The 16,043-nt window shown below is 59.8% G+C and carries 20 protein-coding genes, 1 tRNA gene and 2 pseudogenes; 8 read left to right on the top strand and 15 right to left on the bottom strand.

What is annotated here, in order from left to right:
- Positions 1-182: 182 nt before the first annotated feature.
- Positions 183-860 (bottom strand): L-serine ammonia-lyase, iron-sulfur-dependent subunit beta, encoded by a 678-nt coding sequence (gene sdaAB, locus GKZ67_RS07035; RefSeq protein WP_173241707.1) that lies wholly within the window; start codon positions 858-860, stop codon positions 183-185.
- 175 nt (positions 861-1,035) lie between these two features.
- Here sdaAB and GKZ67_RS07030 point away from each other — a divergent pair, with 175 nt between their 5' ends.
- Positions 1,036-2,004 (top strand): tryptophan 2,3-dioxygenase family protein, encoded by a 969-nt coding sequence (locus GKZ67_RS07030; protein WP_317172258.1) that lies wholly within the window; start codon positions 1,036-1,038, stop codon positions 2,002-2,004.
- A 104-nt stretch (positions 2,005-2,108) separates the two neighbouring features.
- On the opposite strand, the gene GKZ67_RS07025 is transcribed toward GKZ67_RS07030, so the two are convergent.
- The 4 genes from GKZ67_RS07025 to GKZ67_RS07010 are packed head-to-tail and all read right to left on the bottom strand — an operon-like array spanning position 2,109 to position 3,846.
- A complete protein-coding gene (locus GKZ67_RS07025) occupies positions 2,109-2,477 on the bottom strand; it encodes a hypothetical protein (protein ID WP_173241706.1) in 369 nt (122 codons plus the stop codon).
- A 42-nt stretch (positions 2,478-2,519) separates the two neighbouring features.
- A complete protein-coding gene (locus GKZ67_RS25035) occupies positions 2,520-2,891 on the bottom strand; it encodes a PAS domain-containing protein (RefSeq protein WP_410505060.1) in 372 nt (123 codons plus the stop codon).
- Positions 2,885-3,391: a PAS domain-containing protein gene (locus GKZ67_RS07015; protein WP_173241705.1), complete on the bottom strand. Its 507-nt coding sequence runs from the start codon at positions 3,389-3,391 to the stop codon at positions 2,885-2,887. The genes GKZ67_RS25035 and GKZ67_RS07015 overlap by 7 nt, the downstream gene beginning before the upstream one ends.
- A gap of 56 nt (positions 3,392-3,447) precedes the next feature.
- Positions 3,448-3,846 (bottom strand): hypothetical protein, encoded by a 399-nt coding sequence (locus GKZ67_RS07010; protein WP_173241704.1) that lies wholly within the window; start codon positions 3,844-3,846, stop codon positions 3,448-3,450.
- A gap of 184 nt (positions 3,847-4,030) precedes the next feature.
- Between GKZ67_RS07010 and GKZ67_RS07005 the strand changes: the two genes are divergently transcribed.
- Positions 4,031-4,579, top strand: a complete 549-nt coding sequence (locus GKZ67_RS07005) for a hypothetical protein (protein WP_173241703.1) — start codon at positions 4,031-4,033, stop codon at positions 4,577-4,579.
- A gap of 74 nt (positions 4,580-4,653) precedes the next feature.
- Here GKZ67_RS07005 and GKZ67_RS23195 read toward each other — a convergent pair whose 3' ends face one another.
- From GKZ67_RS23195 to GKZ67_RS23175, 5 genes are all read right to left on the bottom strand, one after another.
- Entirely contained in the window at positions 4,654-4,923 is a 270-nt protein-coding gene (locus GKZ67_RS23195; RefSeq protein WP_254245115.1) for a transketolase C-terminal domain-containing protein, read from the bottom strand.
- A 14-nt stretch (positions 4,924-4,937) separates the two neighbouring features.
- Positions 4,938-5,444, bottom strand: coding sequence for a hypothetical protein (locus GKZ67_RS23190; protein WP_254245114.1), 507 nt, complete (start codon positions 5,442-5,444; stop codon positions 4,938-4,940).
- A 142-nt stretch (positions 5,445-5,586) separates the two neighbouring features.
- Complete coding sequence (locus GKZ67_RS23185; RefSeq protein WP_254245113.1) at positions 5,587-6,159, bottom strand: thiamine pyrophosphate-dependent enzyme; 573 nt, start codon at positions 6,157-6,159, stop codon at positions 5,587-5,589.
- Positions 6,156-6,458 (bottom strand): hypothetical protein, encoded by a 303-nt coding sequence (locus GKZ67_RS23180; protein ID WP_254245112.1) that lies wholly within the window; start codon positions 6,456-6,458, stop codon positions 6,156-6,158. The genes GKZ67_RS23185 and GKZ67_RS23180 overlap by 4 nt, the downstream gene beginning before the upstream one ends.
- Positions 6,422-6,703, bottom strand: coding sequence for a hypothetical protein (locus GKZ67_RS23175; RefSeq protein WP_254245111.1), 282 nt, complete (start codon positions 6,701-6,703; stop codon positions 6,422-6,424). The genes GKZ67_RS23180 and GKZ67_RS23175 overlap by 37 nt, the downstream gene beginning before the upstream one ends.
- 158 nt (positions 6,704-6,861) lie before the next feature.
- Between GKZ67_RS23175 and hemF the strand changes: the two are divergent.
- Together hemF and GKZ67_RS06990 are read left to right on the top strand one after the other, a co-directional pair.
- A pseudogene (gene hemF, locus GKZ67_RS06995) lies at positions 6,862-7,772 on the top strand (oxygen-dependent coproporphyrinogen oxidase).
- Positions 7,765-8,364, top strand: coding sequence for a phosphatase PAP2 family protein (locus tag GKZ67_RS06990; protein WP_173241702.1), 600 nt, complete (start codon positions 7,765-7,767; stop codon positions 8,362-8,364). The pseudogene hemF and the gene GKZ67_RS06990 overlap by 8 nt, the downstream one beginning before the upstream one ends.
- A 94-nt stretch (positions 8,365-8,458) precedes the next feature.
- On the opposite strand, the gene GKZ67_RS06985 is transcribed toward GKZ67_RS06990, so the two are convergent.
- The 3 genes from GKZ67_RS06985 to GKZ67_RS06975 form a co-directional block, all read right to left on the bottom strand.
- Entirely contained in the window at positions 8,459-8,662 is a 204-nt protein-coding gene (locus GKZ67_RS06985; protein ID WP_173241701.1) for a hypothetical protein, read from the bottom strand.
- Positions 8,663-8,725: 63 nt separating this feature from the next.
- A complete protein-coding gene (locus tag GKZ67_RS06980) occupies positions 8,726-9,349 on the bottom strand; it encodes a riboflavin synthase (protein WP_173241700.1) in 624 nt (207 codons plus the stop codon).
- 96 nt (positions 9,350-9,445) lie between these two features.
- Positions 9,446-10,864: a sugar transferase gene (locus tag GKZ67_RS06975; protein WP_173241699.1), complete on the bottom strand. Its 1,419-nt coding sequence runs from the start codon at positions 10,862-10,864 to the stop codon at positions 9,446-9,448.
- Positions 10,865-11,046: 182 nt separating this feature from the next.
- Here GKZ67_RS06975 and GKZ67_RS06970 point away from each other — a divergent pair, with 182 nt between their 5' ends.
- The 4 genes from GKZ67_RS06970 to GKZ67_RS06955 all read left to right on the top strand — a co-directional run bounded on the left by GKZ67_RS06970 (position 11,047) and on the right by GKZ67_RS06955 (position 13,171).
- The gene (locus GKZ67_RS06970; RefSeq protein WP_254245110.1) at positions 11,047-11,724 is read left to right on the top strand and encodes a protein-L-isoaspartate O-methyltransferase family protein; all 678 of its coding nucleotides are present in this window, start codon (positions 11,047-11,049) and stop codon (positions 11,722-11,724) included.
- 128 nt (positions 11,725-11,852) lie between these two features.
- A complete protein-coding gene (locus tag GKZ67_RS06965) occupies positions 11,853-12,332 on the top strand; it encodes an acyl-CoA thioesterase (RefSeq protein ID WP_151089610.1) in 480 nt (159 codons plus the stop codon).
- A gap of 12 nt (positions 12,333-12,344) precedes the next feature.
- The gene (locus tag GKZ67_RS06960) at positions 12,345-13,064 is read left to right on the top strand and encodes a hypothetical protein (RefSeq protein ID WP_173241698.1); all 720 of its coding nucleotides are present in this window, start codon (positions 12,345-12,347) and stop codon (positions 13,062-13,064) included.
- Positions 13,065-13,076: 12 nt separating this feature from the next.
- Positions 13,077-13,171: transfer RNA gene (locus GKZ67_RS06955), tRNA-Leu, on the top strand.
- Between the two features lie 83 nt (positions 13,172-13,254).
- Here the strand turns inward: GKZ67_RS06955 and GKZ67_RS06950 are convergent.
- Both GKZ67_RS06950 and gatB read right to left on the bottom strand, forming a co-directional pair.
- Positions 13,255-14,373 (bottom strand): TlpA disulfide reductase family protein, encoded by a 1,119-nt coding sequence (locus tag GKZ67_RS06950; protein ID WP_254245109.1) that lies wholly within the window; start codon positions 14,371-14,373, stop codon positions 13,255-13,257.
- Between the two features lie 108 nt (positions 14,374-14,481).
- Positions 14,482-15,944 (bottom strand): annotated as a pseudogene (gene gatB, locus GKZ67_RS06940) (Asp-tRNA(Asn)/Glu-tRNA(Gln) amidotransferase subunit GatB).
- Positions 15,945-16,043: the final 99 nt, after the last annotated feature.

Here is a 16,043-nt window from a genome sequence, read left to right as displayed (position 1 = left end):
AGGAAGAGCTGGCGGGTCTGCATAGGATGCTGCCTGACAAAAAAAGTAAGCAGGCAGCAGATATTTTTACTGACTGGCCGGGCAGATGAGTTAGTGCCCTACCTCTGTATCGAAGGCGAGGCTAGCCCATTACCAGCTTCACTTATTTTTCACCTTGATTGTCAGGCAAAAAAAGCTTTGACTCATTCCAACGTCGGGATGTAGGTAATGCGCTGCACCCAGCTTAGATGCCGCAAGTAATTTAGTGTAAGGTCTTTAATCGGACTATCCATTTCAATAAATTGCCGGGCAGCCTCATTTTTGCCTTTGCGCGAGACGAACATGGTAGCAATATTGCAGTCATCGTGGGCTATTACCGACGCGATGAAGGCAATGGAGCCGGGCACGTCGTGGGCATCGACGATAAGCGTGTGCAGCGAGCCCGAAAAGTCGCAGCCAAAGCCGTCGACCTCCACAATGCGAATAACGCCGCCGCCCCGGCTCTGGCCCACCACTTCTACGCGGTGGCCATCGGGGCTGGTAAGGTTGAGCTTGATAGTATTGGGGTGTAGCGTGGAGGCATTGCCTACGCTCTGAAACGTGTACTTGAGCCCGGCCTCGGCGGCGTAGTCGAAGGCCGTGCGAATACGCGTATCATCGGTGGCGTAGCCCAGGAGCCCGGCCACGATGGCGCGGTCGGAGCCGTGCCCTTCGTAGGTGCGGGCAAAGGAGTTGTAAAACGTGATAACCGCCTCGCTGGGCAGCGCGCCCAGGATGCGGATGGCAGCCCGCGCAATGCGCACCACCCCGGCCGTGTGCGACGAGCTAGGGCCTATCATCACGGGGCCAATCATATCGAAAATACTGGATTTTTCGGCCATTTTCTAGTAGCTAACAGCAGGCGATGAAGCGCAGAATAGCGAGGCAGCTGGTCGGGCTACCCTTTCAGCCTCCTTACTTCATCACCTCATCACCCCAAAAGTAGCGGTTGACGGGCGATTGCCGCGCGCCCGGCCGCGACTGCCGATATTTGCGCCACTTATTACTGTTCTGCCAATGGCACTTTCGCCTGCTTCCGTCGCCCCTACCGAGGCCGAGTTTTCACCCGCCGTGCTGGCGCAGCTACGCCGCCTGCAGGCGCGCTACGCCGCCGATGGGCAAGACCTGAGCGCCTACCTCGAGGGGCTATACCACGCTGACTATGTGAACTATTGGGATTATATCGAGCTCGATACGCTGCTGAGCCTGCAACGGCCGCTCACGAAATTTCCCGACGAAACTATCTTCATTCTCTACCACCAAATTACGGAGCTGTACTTCAAGCTTTGCCTGCATGAGTACGAGCAGCTGGGCGAGCTGCAAACGCCCACGCTGGGCGAAGTAGTGCTGCGTCTGGGCCGGGTAAACCGCTATTTCGAGAGTCTTATCGACTCGTTCGACGTGATGGTGGACGGCATGGACAAGCAGCAGTTTCTGCAGTTTCGGATGAGTCTGATGCCAGCCTCGGGCTTCCAGAGCGTGCAGTACCGCTTTATCGAAATTGCCAGCACAGCCCTCGAAAACCTGGTGCCAGCCGAAAAGCGCCGCCTGCTGGGCGATGCCCCGACGCACGAAGAGTTTATGGGCTGCATCTACTGGCAGGCTGGCGCTACGGTAGAAGAAACCGGGGCAAAGGCACTGACGCTGCTAGAGTTTGAGCGCAAGTACAGCGGTCAGCTCGTGGCTCATGCCCGCCACTATGAGCACCGCAATGCCTGGGCCGTGGTGCAGCGCCTGCCCGAAGCCGACCGCCACCACCCACGCCTGCGGCGCGCCCTCAAGCAGCTCGATGTGAATGTAAATGTGAACTGGCCGCTGATGCACTACAAGTCGGCCGTCCGCTACCTCCAGCGCGCCCCTACCGACGTGCCCGCCACGGGCGGCACCAACTGGCGTAACTACCTGCCCCCAAGTTTCAGCGACGCATTTTCTACCCGCAGCTCTGGACGGCCCAGGAGCTGGAAGAATGGGGCAAGGGCTGGGTAGAAAAGGTACTGGAGGAGAGTTGCCCGGCCTGATTGCTCTTCCGGTGGGTGGGCAGGCCGCTACTCATAGCCTAAACCTCGGCTACCGGCTACCCGGTAATCTCTTTACGCAGCCGCGAAGGCCGGGCCGGGCTTGGCCAGGGCCTCCAGCTGGGCTACCAGCTGTTCGCCTAAGCTATCAATCTGGCTCAGGCCCCGGCGGGCTTCCTCTATCTGGCCACGGCTATATTGTGCCACCAGCGTACTGCTAGCTGCCAGCATCTGGTGCAGCAGGCGCTCGGCATTGCGCACCTCGATACGGGCCGGGTGCCGGGGCTTCACCACAGTTGCTATCCACTGCCCTATCGCGTTGGTGCGTGGGGAAAACAAGGTATCGTCGGCCACCCGCACGCCGTACAGAACCGAACGCAGCGGTGACTTAAACAGTATCTGCTTTATTCTGGCCTGCTGAAAATCAAGCGTTGTTAAATCCATAAGCAAGTAGGTGGCACCAAGGAAGCAAGCACACTTTCTTACTCAGGAAGCGGTAGGTGGTAGCAGCTCAGTCAGCGTTTCCAGCTTTTTGCGAGTCCGGACAAGCTCCGTCACATCGAAGGCAAAACAAGAAATACCGACAATCTGCACATTTTCGCGGAAAGCCTGGTACGTAAAGTCCAGGTATACCTCTTCGGTCTTCCCGGTGTCACGCCGGTGTATATGCAGGAGTACTTCCTTGCCGTAATAAGACGTGCCGGTCAGGTATACCTGGTCTAGCAGGCCGATAAATCCCTGCTCAGCAGCTTCGGGGATTATTTCCAGTACCGAGTGGCCGAGCAGCTCACGGTCGGGAAACAGCTCCAGGTAACGAGGATTAGCATACTCAAATACATACTGTTGGCTTCTTACAATAGCGATAAGCGCCGGAGCCTACCATCAGCGCAATGCAGGCGGTACTCCGTCTGGTACGAAGTGCCCGATTCATAAGCTTGGCGCCAGGCTGCGCCAGCCGAGGCCCGGTCATCGGAGTGCACCCCGTCGAGCCAGCCAAACCCAACCTCCTGCTCCATCTGCTTGCCCGTGAAGGTCAGCCAGCGCTGGTTGAAATAGTCGGCGACCCCATCGGCGCGGGTGGTCCAGACCATCACGGGCAAGGCCTCCAGAATAAAGCTCGAGCGCGCCTGGCTTTCCAGCAAGTCGCGCTCAATTATTCTGGCCCGCTCCTCAGCCTGCTGCTGCTCGGTTACGTCGGTAGTTTTGAGCAGAATAGCCTGCAAGTGCCCCTGCGCATCAAATTGCGGGTAATTGGTAGTTTGCCAATACCGCTCTTCCAGGCCGCCACCTAGCTCCGCCGTGCGCTGCATATCGTAGCGGATGCGGGGCATGGTATGGGCCGCCGCGTGCAACCGCACATGCTACAGTAAATTAAAGTATACTTATTGATTAGTAGCCCGAATCGGAGCAGTACTTACATCTGCCGTAGCCACTCGGTGGCAGTATTCAGGTTGCGAAAGGTCATAAACGTGATGCCGGCAGTGGTTTGCTGCACCGCGAGCTCGGCGGAAAGCTGGCTGTACCGCTCGGGCGACTGTACCCAGGAAAAGTACCGGCAGCCCGCCTCGTAAAGCAGCGGGAAGAAAACATCACTGCCCCAGCGGGCCGCATCGGCCCAGAGGCCCGTTATATGACTATTATCATTGAGAACTTTGGCACACTGCTCTCGCTGAATGAGTTCCAGCAGCTTAAGGGCGCCTTCCTTTACCGATTCATCGTTAAGGTTGCCCTGCCAGTCAAGATACAGCCAATTGTCGCTGTAGTCGTAGAAGATGGTAAGGTAGGGAGCCTGAAATAGGACGCGATTGGCCATGAAGTAATTTAAAGGGGGTATACGTAGTGCTTACCTGAGTAGTTTGCTTCTCTTTCTTATCTACCGGCTGCGACTATCTGATTTGCTATGCGTATAGCTGCTGGCGCCACATCCGGCCGGGCATTTGAGGTTTACTGCCAAATAGGCCGTCTTTACCTGATTTGTACTTTATCACTTTTTCTTTGTGTTGACTTTTTCTACTACTCCCTTGCTGCTACTAGCTTTGGTATGCTCTCTCACAACACTGGCTCAGGTAGCTCCCGATTCTCCCCTACCCGCCCTCCTAGCCGAGCGCAAAGTACTCACGCAGCGCTACGCCGCAGCCAGCGCCCAGCGCCACGGCATGCTCGGGCTCAGCAATAAGCCCAGCAAGCAAGACTTACAGGATGTAGTAGATGCCCTGCAAGGTATTGTGGACAAGGATGAGCAAATCGTGGCCGTGCTTAACCAGACTGCCCAGCGGGCGCAAACTACCGCCGCGCAGCTCCAAACCACCACGACCACGCTCCAGAACACCGGCCGCGACGACCGCAACCTTACCTCCCAGCGTCTGAGCGAGCTGGAAAGTGAGCAGCAGAACCTGCAGGAGCGTCTGCGCCAGGCCACCCAGAAGCAGCGCAGCCTGGCAGACGACCTGCACGATGCGCAGCAGGGCCGCGCCGTGCGCGATGCGCTGGTAGCCGGGCTGGCGCTGGCCTGCGCGGGTCTGTTTTTCTGGAAGCGGCGGCGCTGAGAGTTAGTAGCTTAGCAGCTCACCGAGCGCAGCGGCTACCTTGGCGGCGCTGGGCAGCATCTGCTTTTCCAGCTCTACGTTGAGGGCAATAGCGGGCAGGTTGGCGGCCCGAGCGTAAATACCGGGGCGTCGAGCTGCTGAAAGCACTGGCGCTGAATCCGGCCCGCCAGGCTTTCGGCAAAGCTGTTGAGCAGCGGCTCTTCGGTGAGAACCAGCGCCTTGCCATGCCGGTGTACGGCGGCCAGCACGGCTTCCCAGTCGAGCGGATTGAGGGTACGCAGGTCGAGCACTTCTACCCGGCCGGGATAGTCGCGGCTGGCGGCTTTGGCCCAGTGCACGCCCATACCGTAGGTAATAACTACGCAGCTTTCGCCCCGGCCATTTTCTCATGGTCGGCGGCCTGCGCCACGGCTGCGCGGCCCAGCGGGATAACGTAGCCGGCGGCTGGCTCTACGGTTTTGGCATCTTCCGTACCCGGCACCTTGCTCCAGTATAAGCCTTTGTGCTCCAGCAAAATAACCGGGTTGGGGTCCAGAAATGCGGCCCGCAGCAGACCCTTCATATCGGCCGCATTGCTCGGGTATACCACCTTAATGCCCCGGATAGTCAGCAGCGTGCTTTCGATAGAGCCCGAGTGGTACGGCCCGCCCCCGCCATACGCCCCCACCGGCACCCGGATAAGGGCCGGCACCGGAAACTTGCCCATGCTCAGGTAGCAGCTTTTACTCAGCTCCTCGACCAATTGATTCAGTGCGGGCCATATATAGTCGGCGAATTGTATTTCCACAATCGGCCGCGCTCCTACGGCGGCCATGCCGGCCGTGCTACCCACAATGTACGCCTCCTGGATGGGCGTGTTGAACACGCGCTTGTCGCCGTATTTTTTAGCCAGCAGCGCCGCCTCGCGGAATACGCCGCCCAGCTCGCCCCCACGTCCTGGCCGTAGAACAGGGCCTCCGGAAACTCGCGCAGAATATCGTCCACGGCATGCAGGGCGGCATCTACCATCAATGCCTTTTCGGCCCCGGCGGGGCCCGCTCGCCGGCTTCTTCGAGCACGGCGGGCGGGGCAAACTCGTGGTCGGCGAAGGTGGCGGGGTCGGGGTCGGGCGCGGCCAGGGCCTCGGCCCAGTCGGCAGCTACGGTAGCGCGTGCCTGCTCGGCCAGGGCCGCCAGCTCTTCTTCGGTGGCGCCGGCGTGCAGCAGGCGGCGGTGCAGGCGCGGCAGCGGGTCGTGCTGCTGGTGCTCGGTAAGGTTGTCGCCCCTATACCACTCGCGGCGCACCCCGCTGGTGTGGTGGCCCAGCAGCGGGCACTTGGCGTGCACCAGGGCCGGCCCGCGCCGCTCGCGCACATGCTCAAAGGCTTCGCTCAGACCATTGTAAGAAGAAATTATATCGGCTCCGTCGACCCGCACGCGGTGCAGGCCGGGAAAGCCGGCGGCAAACTCGTAGGCATCCATCGCCCGCATCTCGCGGCCCGTGGCCGAGATACCCCAATCGTTGTCCTGCACTAGATACACGATGGGCAGCTTGTGCAAAATCGCCATTTGCAGGGCCTCGCTCACCTCGCCCTCCGTCATGGCTCCGTCGCCGATAGAGCATAAAACCAGGGCCTGGAGTTGATTTTTTCTTCCCCTTCTATCGCTTCACTTCTGATTGTTAACTTTTGACTCTCCAAGTAGCTGATTGCCTGTGCCATGCCCGTAGCCGGAATGGCCTGCATACCCGTAGCCGAGCTTTGGTGCGGAATAACCGGCACGCCCGCCCGGCGCAGTGAGGGGTGGCTATAATACGTGCGGCCACCGCTGAACGGGTCATCGCGCTTGGCCAGCAGCTGTAGCATCAGCTCATACGGCCGCAGTCCCAGGCCCAGCAGCAAGGCATCGTCGCGGTAATAGGGGGCCGCATAGTCGGCCCGGTAAGCAGAAATGCCGCCGCCAGCTGCACGGCCTCGTGGCCGCGAGCCGTGGCATGCACATAGCGGGCGGCAATAGTTTTCTGTGCTTCGTAAAGAACCGCCATTTCGGCGGCCGTGTGCATCAGCAGGTAAGCGCGGCGCAATAAGGCGGCCTCAGCGGCGGCCGGAGTATCCGCGACGGGCGCGGCAGGGGCATCAACAAGCATAGCGGGGGTGGGTAGAGCCAGTGGGATGGTAAAATTACGCCCCGGCCCGACCTTTGTAGCCAGGAAGCAGGGACAGGGAGCCGTGCCTAGTGCTTCCTGCCGCTTGGCGGACCTTTTTTGGTCGCTGTTCACTGCTCATTATCCACTGCTTGCTACGTATGTCCCGCGCCGAAATTGCCGCCTGGCTTCAGGATTTTCAAACCCGCCTTTGCGCGCAGCTCGAAGCTGCCGACGGCGGCCCGGCCCGTTTCGGGCAAGACGACTGGCAGCGGCCCGGCGGCGGGGGCGGTCACTCGCGGGTGCTGGAAGGGGGGCCATTCTGGAAAAAGGCGGCGTCGGCTTTTCGGCCGTGGAAGGTGAGCTGAGCGCTGCCGCTGCCCGGCAGCTGCACCTGCCCGACCCGAATTTCTTCGCCACCGGGGTAAGCGTGGTGCTGCACCCGCGCAGCCCGCGCGTACCTATTATTCACATGAACGTGCGCTACTTCGAAGCGGGCAACGGCGAAGCGTGGTTTGGAGGCGGCATCGACCTGACGCCGATTTACGTGGACGAGGCGCAGGCCCGGCGCTTTCACCTTCGGCTAAAAGCTGCCTGCGCTAAACACGACCCCGCCTATTACCCCCGCTTTCATCAGTGGGCCGACGACTACTTTTACCTGCCCCACCGCCAGGAAACGCGCGGCGTGGGTGGTATTTTTTTCGACCGCCTCACCGTGGGTGCCGACGGCAGCGTGGAAGAGCTGTTCGCGTTTGTGCAGGAGGTAGCCGAGCTGTTTGGTCCGTTCTACGTTGAGCTGATGCGCGAAAACCACGCCCTGCCCTTCGGCGAGCGCGAGGAAGCCTGGCAAACGCTGCGCCGCAACCGTTACGCCGAGTTCAACCTGGCCTTCGACCGTGGCACCCGCTTTGGCCTCGAAACCGGCGGTCGCACCGAAAGCATTCTAATGAGCCTGCCGCCGCGCTGCGGCTGGAGCTACAACCCCGCCCCGCCCGCAGCGGGCTCCCCGGAAGCCGATACGCTGGCCTGGCTCCGCAAAGGCATAGACTGGACGACTGCCGACCATGCTTGAAACGCTGCGTAGCCTCGACCACCAGCTACTGCTGGCCATCAACCACGCGCATACGCCAGCCCTGGATGCGGTAATGACTTTCGCGTCGGACCGGCGCGTGTGGTTTCCATTTTACGGGTTGCTGATTATATGGCTGCTATATCATTTTAAGCGGCGGGCCGCCGTATTGCTGCCGGTGCTTATTGGGGCCGTGGCCCTGGCCGACAGCCTCACCAGCCGGGTTTTCAAGCCGATTTTTGGCCGCCTTCGCCCCTGCCACGCGCCCGACCTGGCCACGCAGCTGCACCTGCCCGATGGCTGCGGCGGGCAGTTTGGCTTTCTGTCATCGCACGCCGCTAACTCGGTGGCCCTGGCTGTCTTTCTGCTGCTGGTGCTACCAGGCGGGCGGTTTCGGGGCCTCAAGGCCGGGATTTTTCTGTGGGCCGGCCTGCTTTCGTACAGCCGCATCTACCTGGCGGCGCATTACCCAAGCGACGTCCTGGGCGGGGCGCTGGTGGGCGCGGCGCTGGCCTGGGGCGCGGCACGGCTGTTTGAGCGCCTTAGCCGAAGACCAGGGCTGGGTTCCGAACAAAATAAGCCTGTTTCCAGCTAGTTATGCAATTTCATGTTTAACAGGAAATTGTAACCCTGACAGCTAAGAAACACCTTCACTGCCTGCGTAGTGAGGGTGTTTTTCTTACTAATTCTTACTTACCAGGCTGGCGGTTGCCGGTGTGGCCGTCGCCGTGGTCACCCTGGCCAGGCTTGCTGGTTTTCCTGGAGTTGTGCCTATCGTCTTGCGAGAGAGAGCGGTTCAGGTCTACTTCCGACTCGAACTGCCCATCTTTGCCGCGACGCACGTAGCGCTTATCGCCGGGGTTGGGCTCGATTTGTTCGCGTTTGCTGGACATATAAACTGGCAGCCGGGACATAACAGGCTGCACGCTTACTCTTACGCACAAGCAGCCAGCGGGTTAGCTGGAAATCTCCGTGCTCGCAATCAGCCCCTGGCTGGCCAGCAGCCGGGCCACGTACTTGCCCACGATATCAAATTCCAGATTCACCAGGTCGCCGGCCTGCAGCTGGTGAAAGCCCGTATGCTCGTAGGTATACGGAATAATAGCCACCGAAAACCCGGTGGGCGTACTGTCGAAGCACGTCAGGCTCACGCCGTTAACGGTAATGGAGCCTTTTTCGACCGTCAGTCGCTGCGGGCCGGCCGCGTGGCGGAAGCGAAACAGCCAGGAGCCGTTCTGGTCCTGCACCTGCAGGCACTCGGCCGTGGCATCGACGTGGCCCTGCACGATGTGGCCATCGAAGCGGCCGCCCGCTGCCAGGCAGCGCTCCAGGTTGAGGCGACGGCCGGGCTGCCACTGTCCTAAGTTGGTTTTTTTCAGGGTTTCATCAATAGCCGTGACCACGTGCGTGCCGGAGGCCGCATTCAGGGCGACCACCGTGAGGCACACGCCGTCGTGGGCCACGCTCTGGTCAATTTTCAGCTCGGCCGCAAACGGCGACTGAATAGTAAAATGGCGGTTGGTGCCTTCGCTGGCCACCGCTACCACGGTGCCCAGGGCTTCAATTATTCCGGTAAACACTGGTATGAGGAACAGTTAACAATGAGCAATGAATGGTTTTTATAAGTCAGACCGGGCCGCAATGTTCAGGGCTTACTGCCGCCTGTTTATCCCAGCTCATTTTCCCCGGCCCTCCAGAATGATTTTCAGCGTATAAAGCAACACCCGGAAATCCATAGCCAGGCTCATGTTTTCTATATATAGAATATCAAATTTAAGTCGCTCGACCATTTGCGGAACAGTTTCGGCGTAGCCGTATTTTACCTGGCCCAGCGAGGTGAGGCCGGGCCGCACGCGGTGCAGGTGGCGGTAGTGCGGGGCCAGCTGCACAATCTGGTTGATAAAAAACTGGCGCTCGGGGCGCGGGCCCACCAGGCTCATGTCGCCCTTGATGACATTCCAGAACTGCGGAAACTCATCGAGCCGCACCTTGCGCATGAAGCGCCCCCACTTGGTAATGCGCGGGTCGTGGTCGGAACTGAGGGCCGGACCCAGCTGCTCGGCATCGACGTACATTGAGCGAAACTTGATAATATCAAACGGAACACCTTCACGGCCAATGCGTTGCTGCCGGTAGAAAATGGGACCAGGCGACGACGAACGCACCATCAGGGCGGTAAACAGGTACACCGGGCTCGCCAGCACGATAAAGAGAGTGGAGCCCACCACGTCGATAACCCGCTTGAGTATCTGCTGCCACACCGGCAGCAGGTCCTGCTTGATTTCGATGAGCGGCGTGCCAAAAATATGGTTCACCTTCACCGAGCCCAGCAGCATCTGGTAGAGGTCGGGCAGAACGCTGATTCGCGCCGGCGACCCCTCCAGCAGGCTTAGAATTTCCTGAATGCGCCGGTGCTCGCTGGGCTCGATGGCAATCACTACCTGCTCGATTGCCAGGCTGCGGATAAGACCCGGTAGCTGCTGATAGGAACCCGCAACCGGAAGCGCGTGCGCCAGCTCGGTATCAATGGCAGTGCCCATGGGCGTAAAGCCTACCAGCCGCAGCCCCAGGTGCCGGCCCGTGCTTTGCAGCTCCTGGCAGGTGTGGAGTGCGAGCTTATTGGAGCCTATCAATAAAGTGGGAAATGAGATAATTCCCGTTCGTACAAGCTGTTGCACGCTCGACACAGCCCACACGCGCAAAATTGCCGTAATGGTGAAGTGAAGCAGATAGTAGGCGGTAAACGTCTTGTAGTAGGCGCGGTAGTTGCTCACTCCCTGGTCGTCGAGCAGCAGGGCGAAGAAAATAACGACGGTGCCCAGCAGCGAGGCCCGGGCCAGCCGGATAATCTCCGACAAGCGCGATTTGCGAAAGATATCGCGGTATTCGCCCAGCAGCGCGTAGAGGGTGGTCCAGAAAAGGGCAATCATGACGGAGGCCCCGGACAGGTAAAACAGGGCGCCTTCGGTAAAGCGGTAGCCTGTCAGCTCGCTCAGCAGGTATTTACGCAGCAGAAAAAACGCCACCCAGGCCAGAAGCGCGGCCCCAAAGTCGGCCGCAACAAGCTTGAGATACTGAAACCGGCGAAGAAACAAAGCGAAGGCGAAGTAAGTGTATTTTTGCAGCGTGCCCAGCAAAAATAGGACCGCCGCCTAGTTATACCCTGAATTAATAAGATTTCGGGCAATGAGGCTGTTGTTTTTAGGCATTCGCCGGCCTGCCTGACGGCACAGATGTTCCGCTGGCTTCAGCTTACTACCCGGCCGAACCGCTTTAATTGTTCCCTGTTATTCAACCATTACCAGATTCGTATCGCCAACGGGGCCAGCGCCGGGCGCTGGTTACGCTTCTGCGCCAGCAGCGCGGCATCCGCGATGAGCGCGTGCTGGCCGCCATTGGAGCCGTACCGCGCCATTTGTTTTTCGAGCCTGCTTTTGAGGCACACGCCTATCAGGACAAGGCTTTTCCCATCGGCGAGGGCCAAACGATTTCGCAGCCCAGCACGGTTGCCTACCAGACCCAACTGCTGAACGTACAGGCCGGCCAGCGCATTCTGGAGATTGGTACCGGCTCGGGCTATCAGTTTGCCGTACTCTGCCAACTCACTGCTAATGTGCAGAGTATTGAGTTCAACGCCGTGCTGTATGAGCGCGGGCGGCAGCGCCTGGCTTTCCTGGGCCTGCCCACGGCCGGCCTGCACCTGGGCGATGGCTCGCTGGGCCTGCCGGCGCTGGCGCCGTTTGATGGCATTCTGGTTACGGCCGGGCCCGGCGCTGCCGCCCGCGCTACTGCGCCAGCTACGCATTGGGGCCGGCTGGTAGTACCCGTCGGCAGCCACGACCCCGGTCAGCAGCAACTGCTGCGCATTACCCGTGAGGGGCCGGAAGCCTTTGTGCGGGAAGAGCTGGGCGACTGCCGCTTTGTGCCGCTGCGCGGGGCAGCCGGGTGGCAATGAGCAGGCCGCAACAAGCCCCCGCCAATGCGGGTAGGCCAACCGTACCTTTGCGGGCCTCACTTCTTTTCTTCATCTCAGCCTTTACCACCGTGCGCAAGCAACGTCCCGTCTCCGATTCGTTTGTCATTATGACCGAATTGGTGCTGCCCAACGATACCAATACGCTTAATAATCTGATGGGCGGCCGCATGATGCACCTGATGGACATCGCCGCCGCCATCGCCGCCCAAAAGCACTCCAACCGCATTGTCGTGACGGCCTCGGTCGACAATGTATCGTTTCGCGACCCCATCCGGCTGGGCAACGTCGTAACCTTACAGGCCCAGGTAACGCGCGCCTTTGCCTCCAGCATGGAAGTACACATCGATGTGTGGGCCGAGGATATTCCCAGTGGCACCCGGGTAAAAACCAACGAGGCATTCTTTACCTTCGTGGCCGTCGACCAGTCGGGCCGCCCCATCGACGTGCCGGAGGCTGTGCCCACCACAGCCGACGAAATCGCGCTTTATGAGGGAGCGCTGCGCCGCCGCCAGCTCCGCCTGGTACTGGCCGGCCGCCTCAAGCCCAGCGAGGCAGCAGAATTAAAAGCCCTGTTCGAACTCGTTTAGCCAGCGTTTTATATGACTGAGGATGAGCAAAGCGGCACTCTCGCCTTCCTGCAAAACTTTTATACCGGCGTAACGCTCTACGTACCACGGGAGGCCCAGGAGCTCCCGGCAGCTCAAGCGCCCATGCCTGCTCAGCTGGCCGCGGCGTCGCTGCCAGCAACAGCAACTCCAGATGTTGCCAAGCAGCTTACACCAGTCATTGCCGCAACTCCACCGGCCAGCAAGCTGCCCTCGCTGGCTACTGAGCCGCCGGCGCCGGCGGCTACCAGCGCCCCGCCTGCCAATAGGCCTGGGCCATTGCCAATAGCCGCGGCACCCGTGGCGCCTTACCTTCTCACCACTTTCTCAACCCTGGGCAGCAATGCACAGGGCGTAGTAGTGCTGGTACGACTACCGGCCGAGCAGTTTGTCAAGCTTCCGCGCAACGTGTTTCTCAACAGGCTGCTGCAAGCCATTCAGCTGGTGATGGCCGACGTGGTACTTGTAAATGTGGAGGGAGTTTATCCGGTAGCCCTGGAAAACCTGCGCAAGGAAATTGCCGCTACGCACATTCTGGCCTTCGGCAAAAACCTGCTCGATGTGGCCGTGCGCACAACCCAGATTTACGAGCCAGTACAGTTTCCGGCCGTGGGCCTCTCCTACCTGGCTGGCGCCGAAGTAGAGATGATAGAATACGACGTGAGCCTTAAAAAGCGCCTCTGGGGCGGCTTGCAGCGTATGTTCTTGGCCTAATCTTAGCTCGAAGCCAGGGTGGCAGAGTGGAGATTGCCGTCGTGCTTCAGCACGCCGACGGAAGCTTTCGAGCGGTTCCGCCGTAGGTTCGAATCCTAGCCCTGGGTCATACATAAACTCATACACAAAAAGGCCCATCTGCAAGCAGATGGGCCTTTTTGCTACGCTAAAAAAGCAGCCACTGGTTACTTCAGCACTTCGGCCAGCTTGGCCTCCAGGGCCTGGCCCCGCAGGTTTTTAGCGATAATTTTACCCTGGGGTCGAGCAGGAACGACTGCGGAATAGCTTGCACGCCATAGGCTGTCGCCGCCGCATTGTTCCACTTTTTGAGGTCCGACACGTGGTTGGGCCACACGAGGCCGTCGGCCGCAATGGCTTTGGTCCAACGGTCCTTGTCATCGTCGAGCGACACGCTGAATACCGTGAAGCCCTTACCTTTATCCTTGTACTCGTTGTAGGCCTTCACTACGTTCGGGTTTTCCTGGCGGCAGGGGCCGCACCAGCTGGCCCAGAAATCCACGAGCACGTACTTGCCGCGCAGGCTTTTGAGGGACAGCGCCTTGCCGTCGGGCTGCGCCAGGTTGATTTCGGGGGCTGTCGCGCCAACGGCGGTAGCCCGCATGGGCTCCAGGCGCTCGGTCAGCGCCTGGGTAAAAGGCGAACCCGGATTAGCCTTGCGCTGAATGCCCGCAATAGAGTCGGCAAAGGCAAAGTCCTCATCGGGGTTTACGAAGCTGAGCGTGGCGAAGCCCGCCGCCACGGAGGCCGCATTTTGCCGGATTACGCGCTTGGCCCGGGCGGCCGTGGCCCGCTGCAATAAAGTATACTGCTGTTCGATAATGGGCAACGAGTCGGTGCGACCAGCCTGGCCGGCAGCGTTGTAGCGCTGCACAATGCGTTGCAGCTTATCCTTGTTGGCACTCATAGTGCGCGTCAGTTGCTGGATAACCTCCGAATCTTTCGAGCCCTTCACCGAGTAGCTGGCGGGCAGGCTTTTGGCATCGCCCGACAGCGAGAGGTGCGTTTTATTGTCGAGCACCAGCAATATCTGATTGGGCTCGTCGAGCTTGAGCTGGTAAACAGCCGCCGTAACGGGCAGCGTGCCTTTAAACGTAAATTTCCCCTGGGCATCGGTTTTAGCGATACCGCGCTCCACAAACTGGCTGCTGGTGAGCTCGGAGAGATGGAGCGTGGTACCAGCAGGCACGTTGCGCAGCTGGCCGTTAATCTGGTAGCCCTCGGCGGCGCTAGCATTCTGGCAGGCATTGGTGAGGCCGAGCAACGCTACAGCAACGAGAGTAGGTTTCATAAAGCGAGTCATTGACTTGAAAAGGGGAAATGCCACCGGATTTTGCCTGCGACTGCCGCACAAAGCTAAAATACGGGTACTTGGTTCCGATACAGCGGAGTTTGCAGCTTAGCCGTCGAGGCCCTGGCGCAGCAGCTGGTTGGCCAGCTTGGGGTCGGCCTTGCCGCCGGTGAGCTTCATAAGCTCGCCCATGAACATGCCGGTGAGCGACTTTTTACCAGCCCGGTACTCGGCTACTTTAGCCGGGTTGGCGGCCAGCACCTGCTGCACCAGCGCCTCCAGCTCGCCGGCCTCGGCTTTGGTGAGCAGGCCTAATTCTTCGGCCGCGCCGGTGGCATTAGCCTGCGGGTGGTCGAGCAGGTAGGGAAACAGCTGCTTGCTGGCTACCGAGTAGTTAAGCTTGCCGGCTTCAATCAGCTCGATGATGCCGGCCAGCTGGCCGGGGTCCATGGGGAAATCGGCTATTTCGAGGGCCCGCTCATTGAGGTACGACTTTACGGGGCCCATTATCCAGTTGGCGGCGGCTTTGGCGCTGGCGGGGGCAGCAGGCGGGCCAGGTCGTCGAAGTACTGCGCTACTTCTTTCTGGTCGATGAGCACGTTGGCATCGTAGTCGCTCAGGCCCAGCTCGCCGGTAAAGCGGGCATAGAGCTGCTGGGGCAGGGCCGGCAGCTCGGCCTGCACCCGGTGCAGCCAGGCATCGTCCACGATAAGCGGGGGCAAATCGGGCTCCGGGAAGTAGCGGTAGTCGTTCAGCGTTTCCTTTGAGCGCTGGCCGCTGGTAGTGCCGCTGGCCGCATCAAAGCCCCGCGTTTCAGAATCTACCTCGCTGCCATTCTCCAGAATCTCAATCTGTCGGCGCACTTCGTGCTCAATGGCCCGCTGCACGTTGCGGAAGGAGTTCATATTCTTGACCTCCACCTTGGTACCGTATTTGTCGGCCCCTTTTTTCATCACGCTCACGTTGGCATCGCAGCGCAGCGAGCCTTCTTCCATGTTGCCATCGCAGATGCCCAGGTACTGCACCAGCTTCTTGATTTCGGTCAGGTAGGCGTAAGCTTCTTCTTCGGTTCGAATATCGGGTTCCGACACTATTTCAATCAACGGCACCCCGGCGCGGTTCAGGTCAACCAGGGTTTCGGTTTCGCCAGCCAGGTGCATGCTCTTGCCCGCGTCTTCTTCCATGTGAATGCGCGTGATGCCGATGCGCCGCGTACTCCCATCGGCCAGGCGGATATCGACGTGGCCGCCGTGGCAAATCGGAGTTTTGTCCTGGGTAATCTGGTAGCCCTTGGGCAGGTCGGGATAAAAGTAGTTTTTGCGCGCAAACAGGTTCTCGCGGGTTATCTGGCAGTTGGTAGCCAGGCCCATCTTAAGCGCAAAGTCCACGGCCGTGCGGTTTACGCGGGGCAGCGTGCCGGGGTGGCCCAGGGTAATGACCGAGAGGTTAGTGTTGGGCAGCGAGCCGTACTCATTCTCGTCGGAAGAATACATTTTACTGTGTGTCAGCAGCTGAGCATGTACTTCGAGCCCGATAACGGGCTGGTAGCTGGCAAGGAGGGCGTCGTCCATAGAAGCAGGTTTGGCGAGGCGCGACAGCTTCCGTCGCAACCGGGCTGCAAGTTAAAGCCGATTCGGTGCGCCGCCGTTTTGCGGTTCAGCTTATCGTAA

It is taken from the genome of Hymenobacter sp. BRD67 (assembly GCF_013256425.1).
Taxonomy (GTDB): domain Bacteria; phylum Bacteroidota; class Bacteroidia; order Cytophagales; family Hymenobacteraceae; genus Hymenobacter.
The sequence above is the reverse complement of the archived record's forward strand: the minus strand, read 5'-3'. Positions and strand labels throughout refer to the sequence as shown.

Bases quoted from the DNA above. Each gene is read 5' to 3' on its own strand.
- sdaAB (WP_173241707.1), bottom strand. From the start codon at position 860: ATGGCCGAAAAATCCAGTATTTTCGATATGATTGGCCCCGTGATGATA.
- GKZ67_RS07030 (WP_317172258.1), top strand. From the start codon at position 1,036: ATGGCACTTTCGCCTGCTTCCGTCGCCCCTACCGAGGCCGAGTTTTCA.
- GKZ67_RS07025 (WP_173241706.1), bottom strand. From the start codon at position 2,477: ATGGATTTAACAACGCTTGATTTTCAGCAGGCCAGAATAAAGCAGATA.
- GKZ67_RS07010 (WP_173241704.1), bottom strand. From the start codon at position 3,846: ATGGCCAATCGCGTCCTATTTCAGGCTCCCTACCTTACCATCTTCTAC.
- GKZ67_RS23195 (WP_254245115.1), bottom strand. From the start codon at position 4,923: ATGGGCGTGCACTGGGCCAAAGCCGCCAGCCGCGACTATCCCGGCCGG.
- GKZ67_RS23185 (WP_254245113.1), bottom strand. From the start codon at position 6,159: ATGACGGAGGGCGAGGTGAGCGAGGCCCTGCAAATGGCGATTTTGCAC.
- GKZ67_RS23175 (WP_254245111.1), bottom strand. From the start codon at position 6,703: ATGCTTGTTGATGCCCCTGCCGCGCCCGTCGCGGATACTCCGGCCGCC.
- GKZ67_RS06990 (WP_173241702.1), top strand. From the start codon at position 7,765: ATGCTTGAAACGCTGCGTAGCCTCGACCACCAGCTACTGCTGGCCATC.
- GKZ67_RS06985 (WP_173241701.1), bottom strand. From the start codon at position 8,662: ATGTCCAGCAAACGCGAACAAATCGAGCCCAACCCCGGCGATAAGCGC.
- GKZ67_RS06965 (WP_151089610.1), top strand. From the start codon at position 11,853: ATGACCGAATTGGTGCTGCCCAACGATACCAATACGCTTAATAATCTG.
- GKZ67_RS06960 (WP_173241698.1), top strand. From the start codon at position 12,345: ATGACTGAGGATGAGCAAAGCGGCACTCTCGCCTTCCTGCAAAACTTT.
- GKZ67_RS06950 (WP_254245109.1), bottom strand. From the start codon at position 14,373: ATGAAACCTACTCTCGTTGCTGTAGCGTTGCTCGGCCTCACCAATGCC.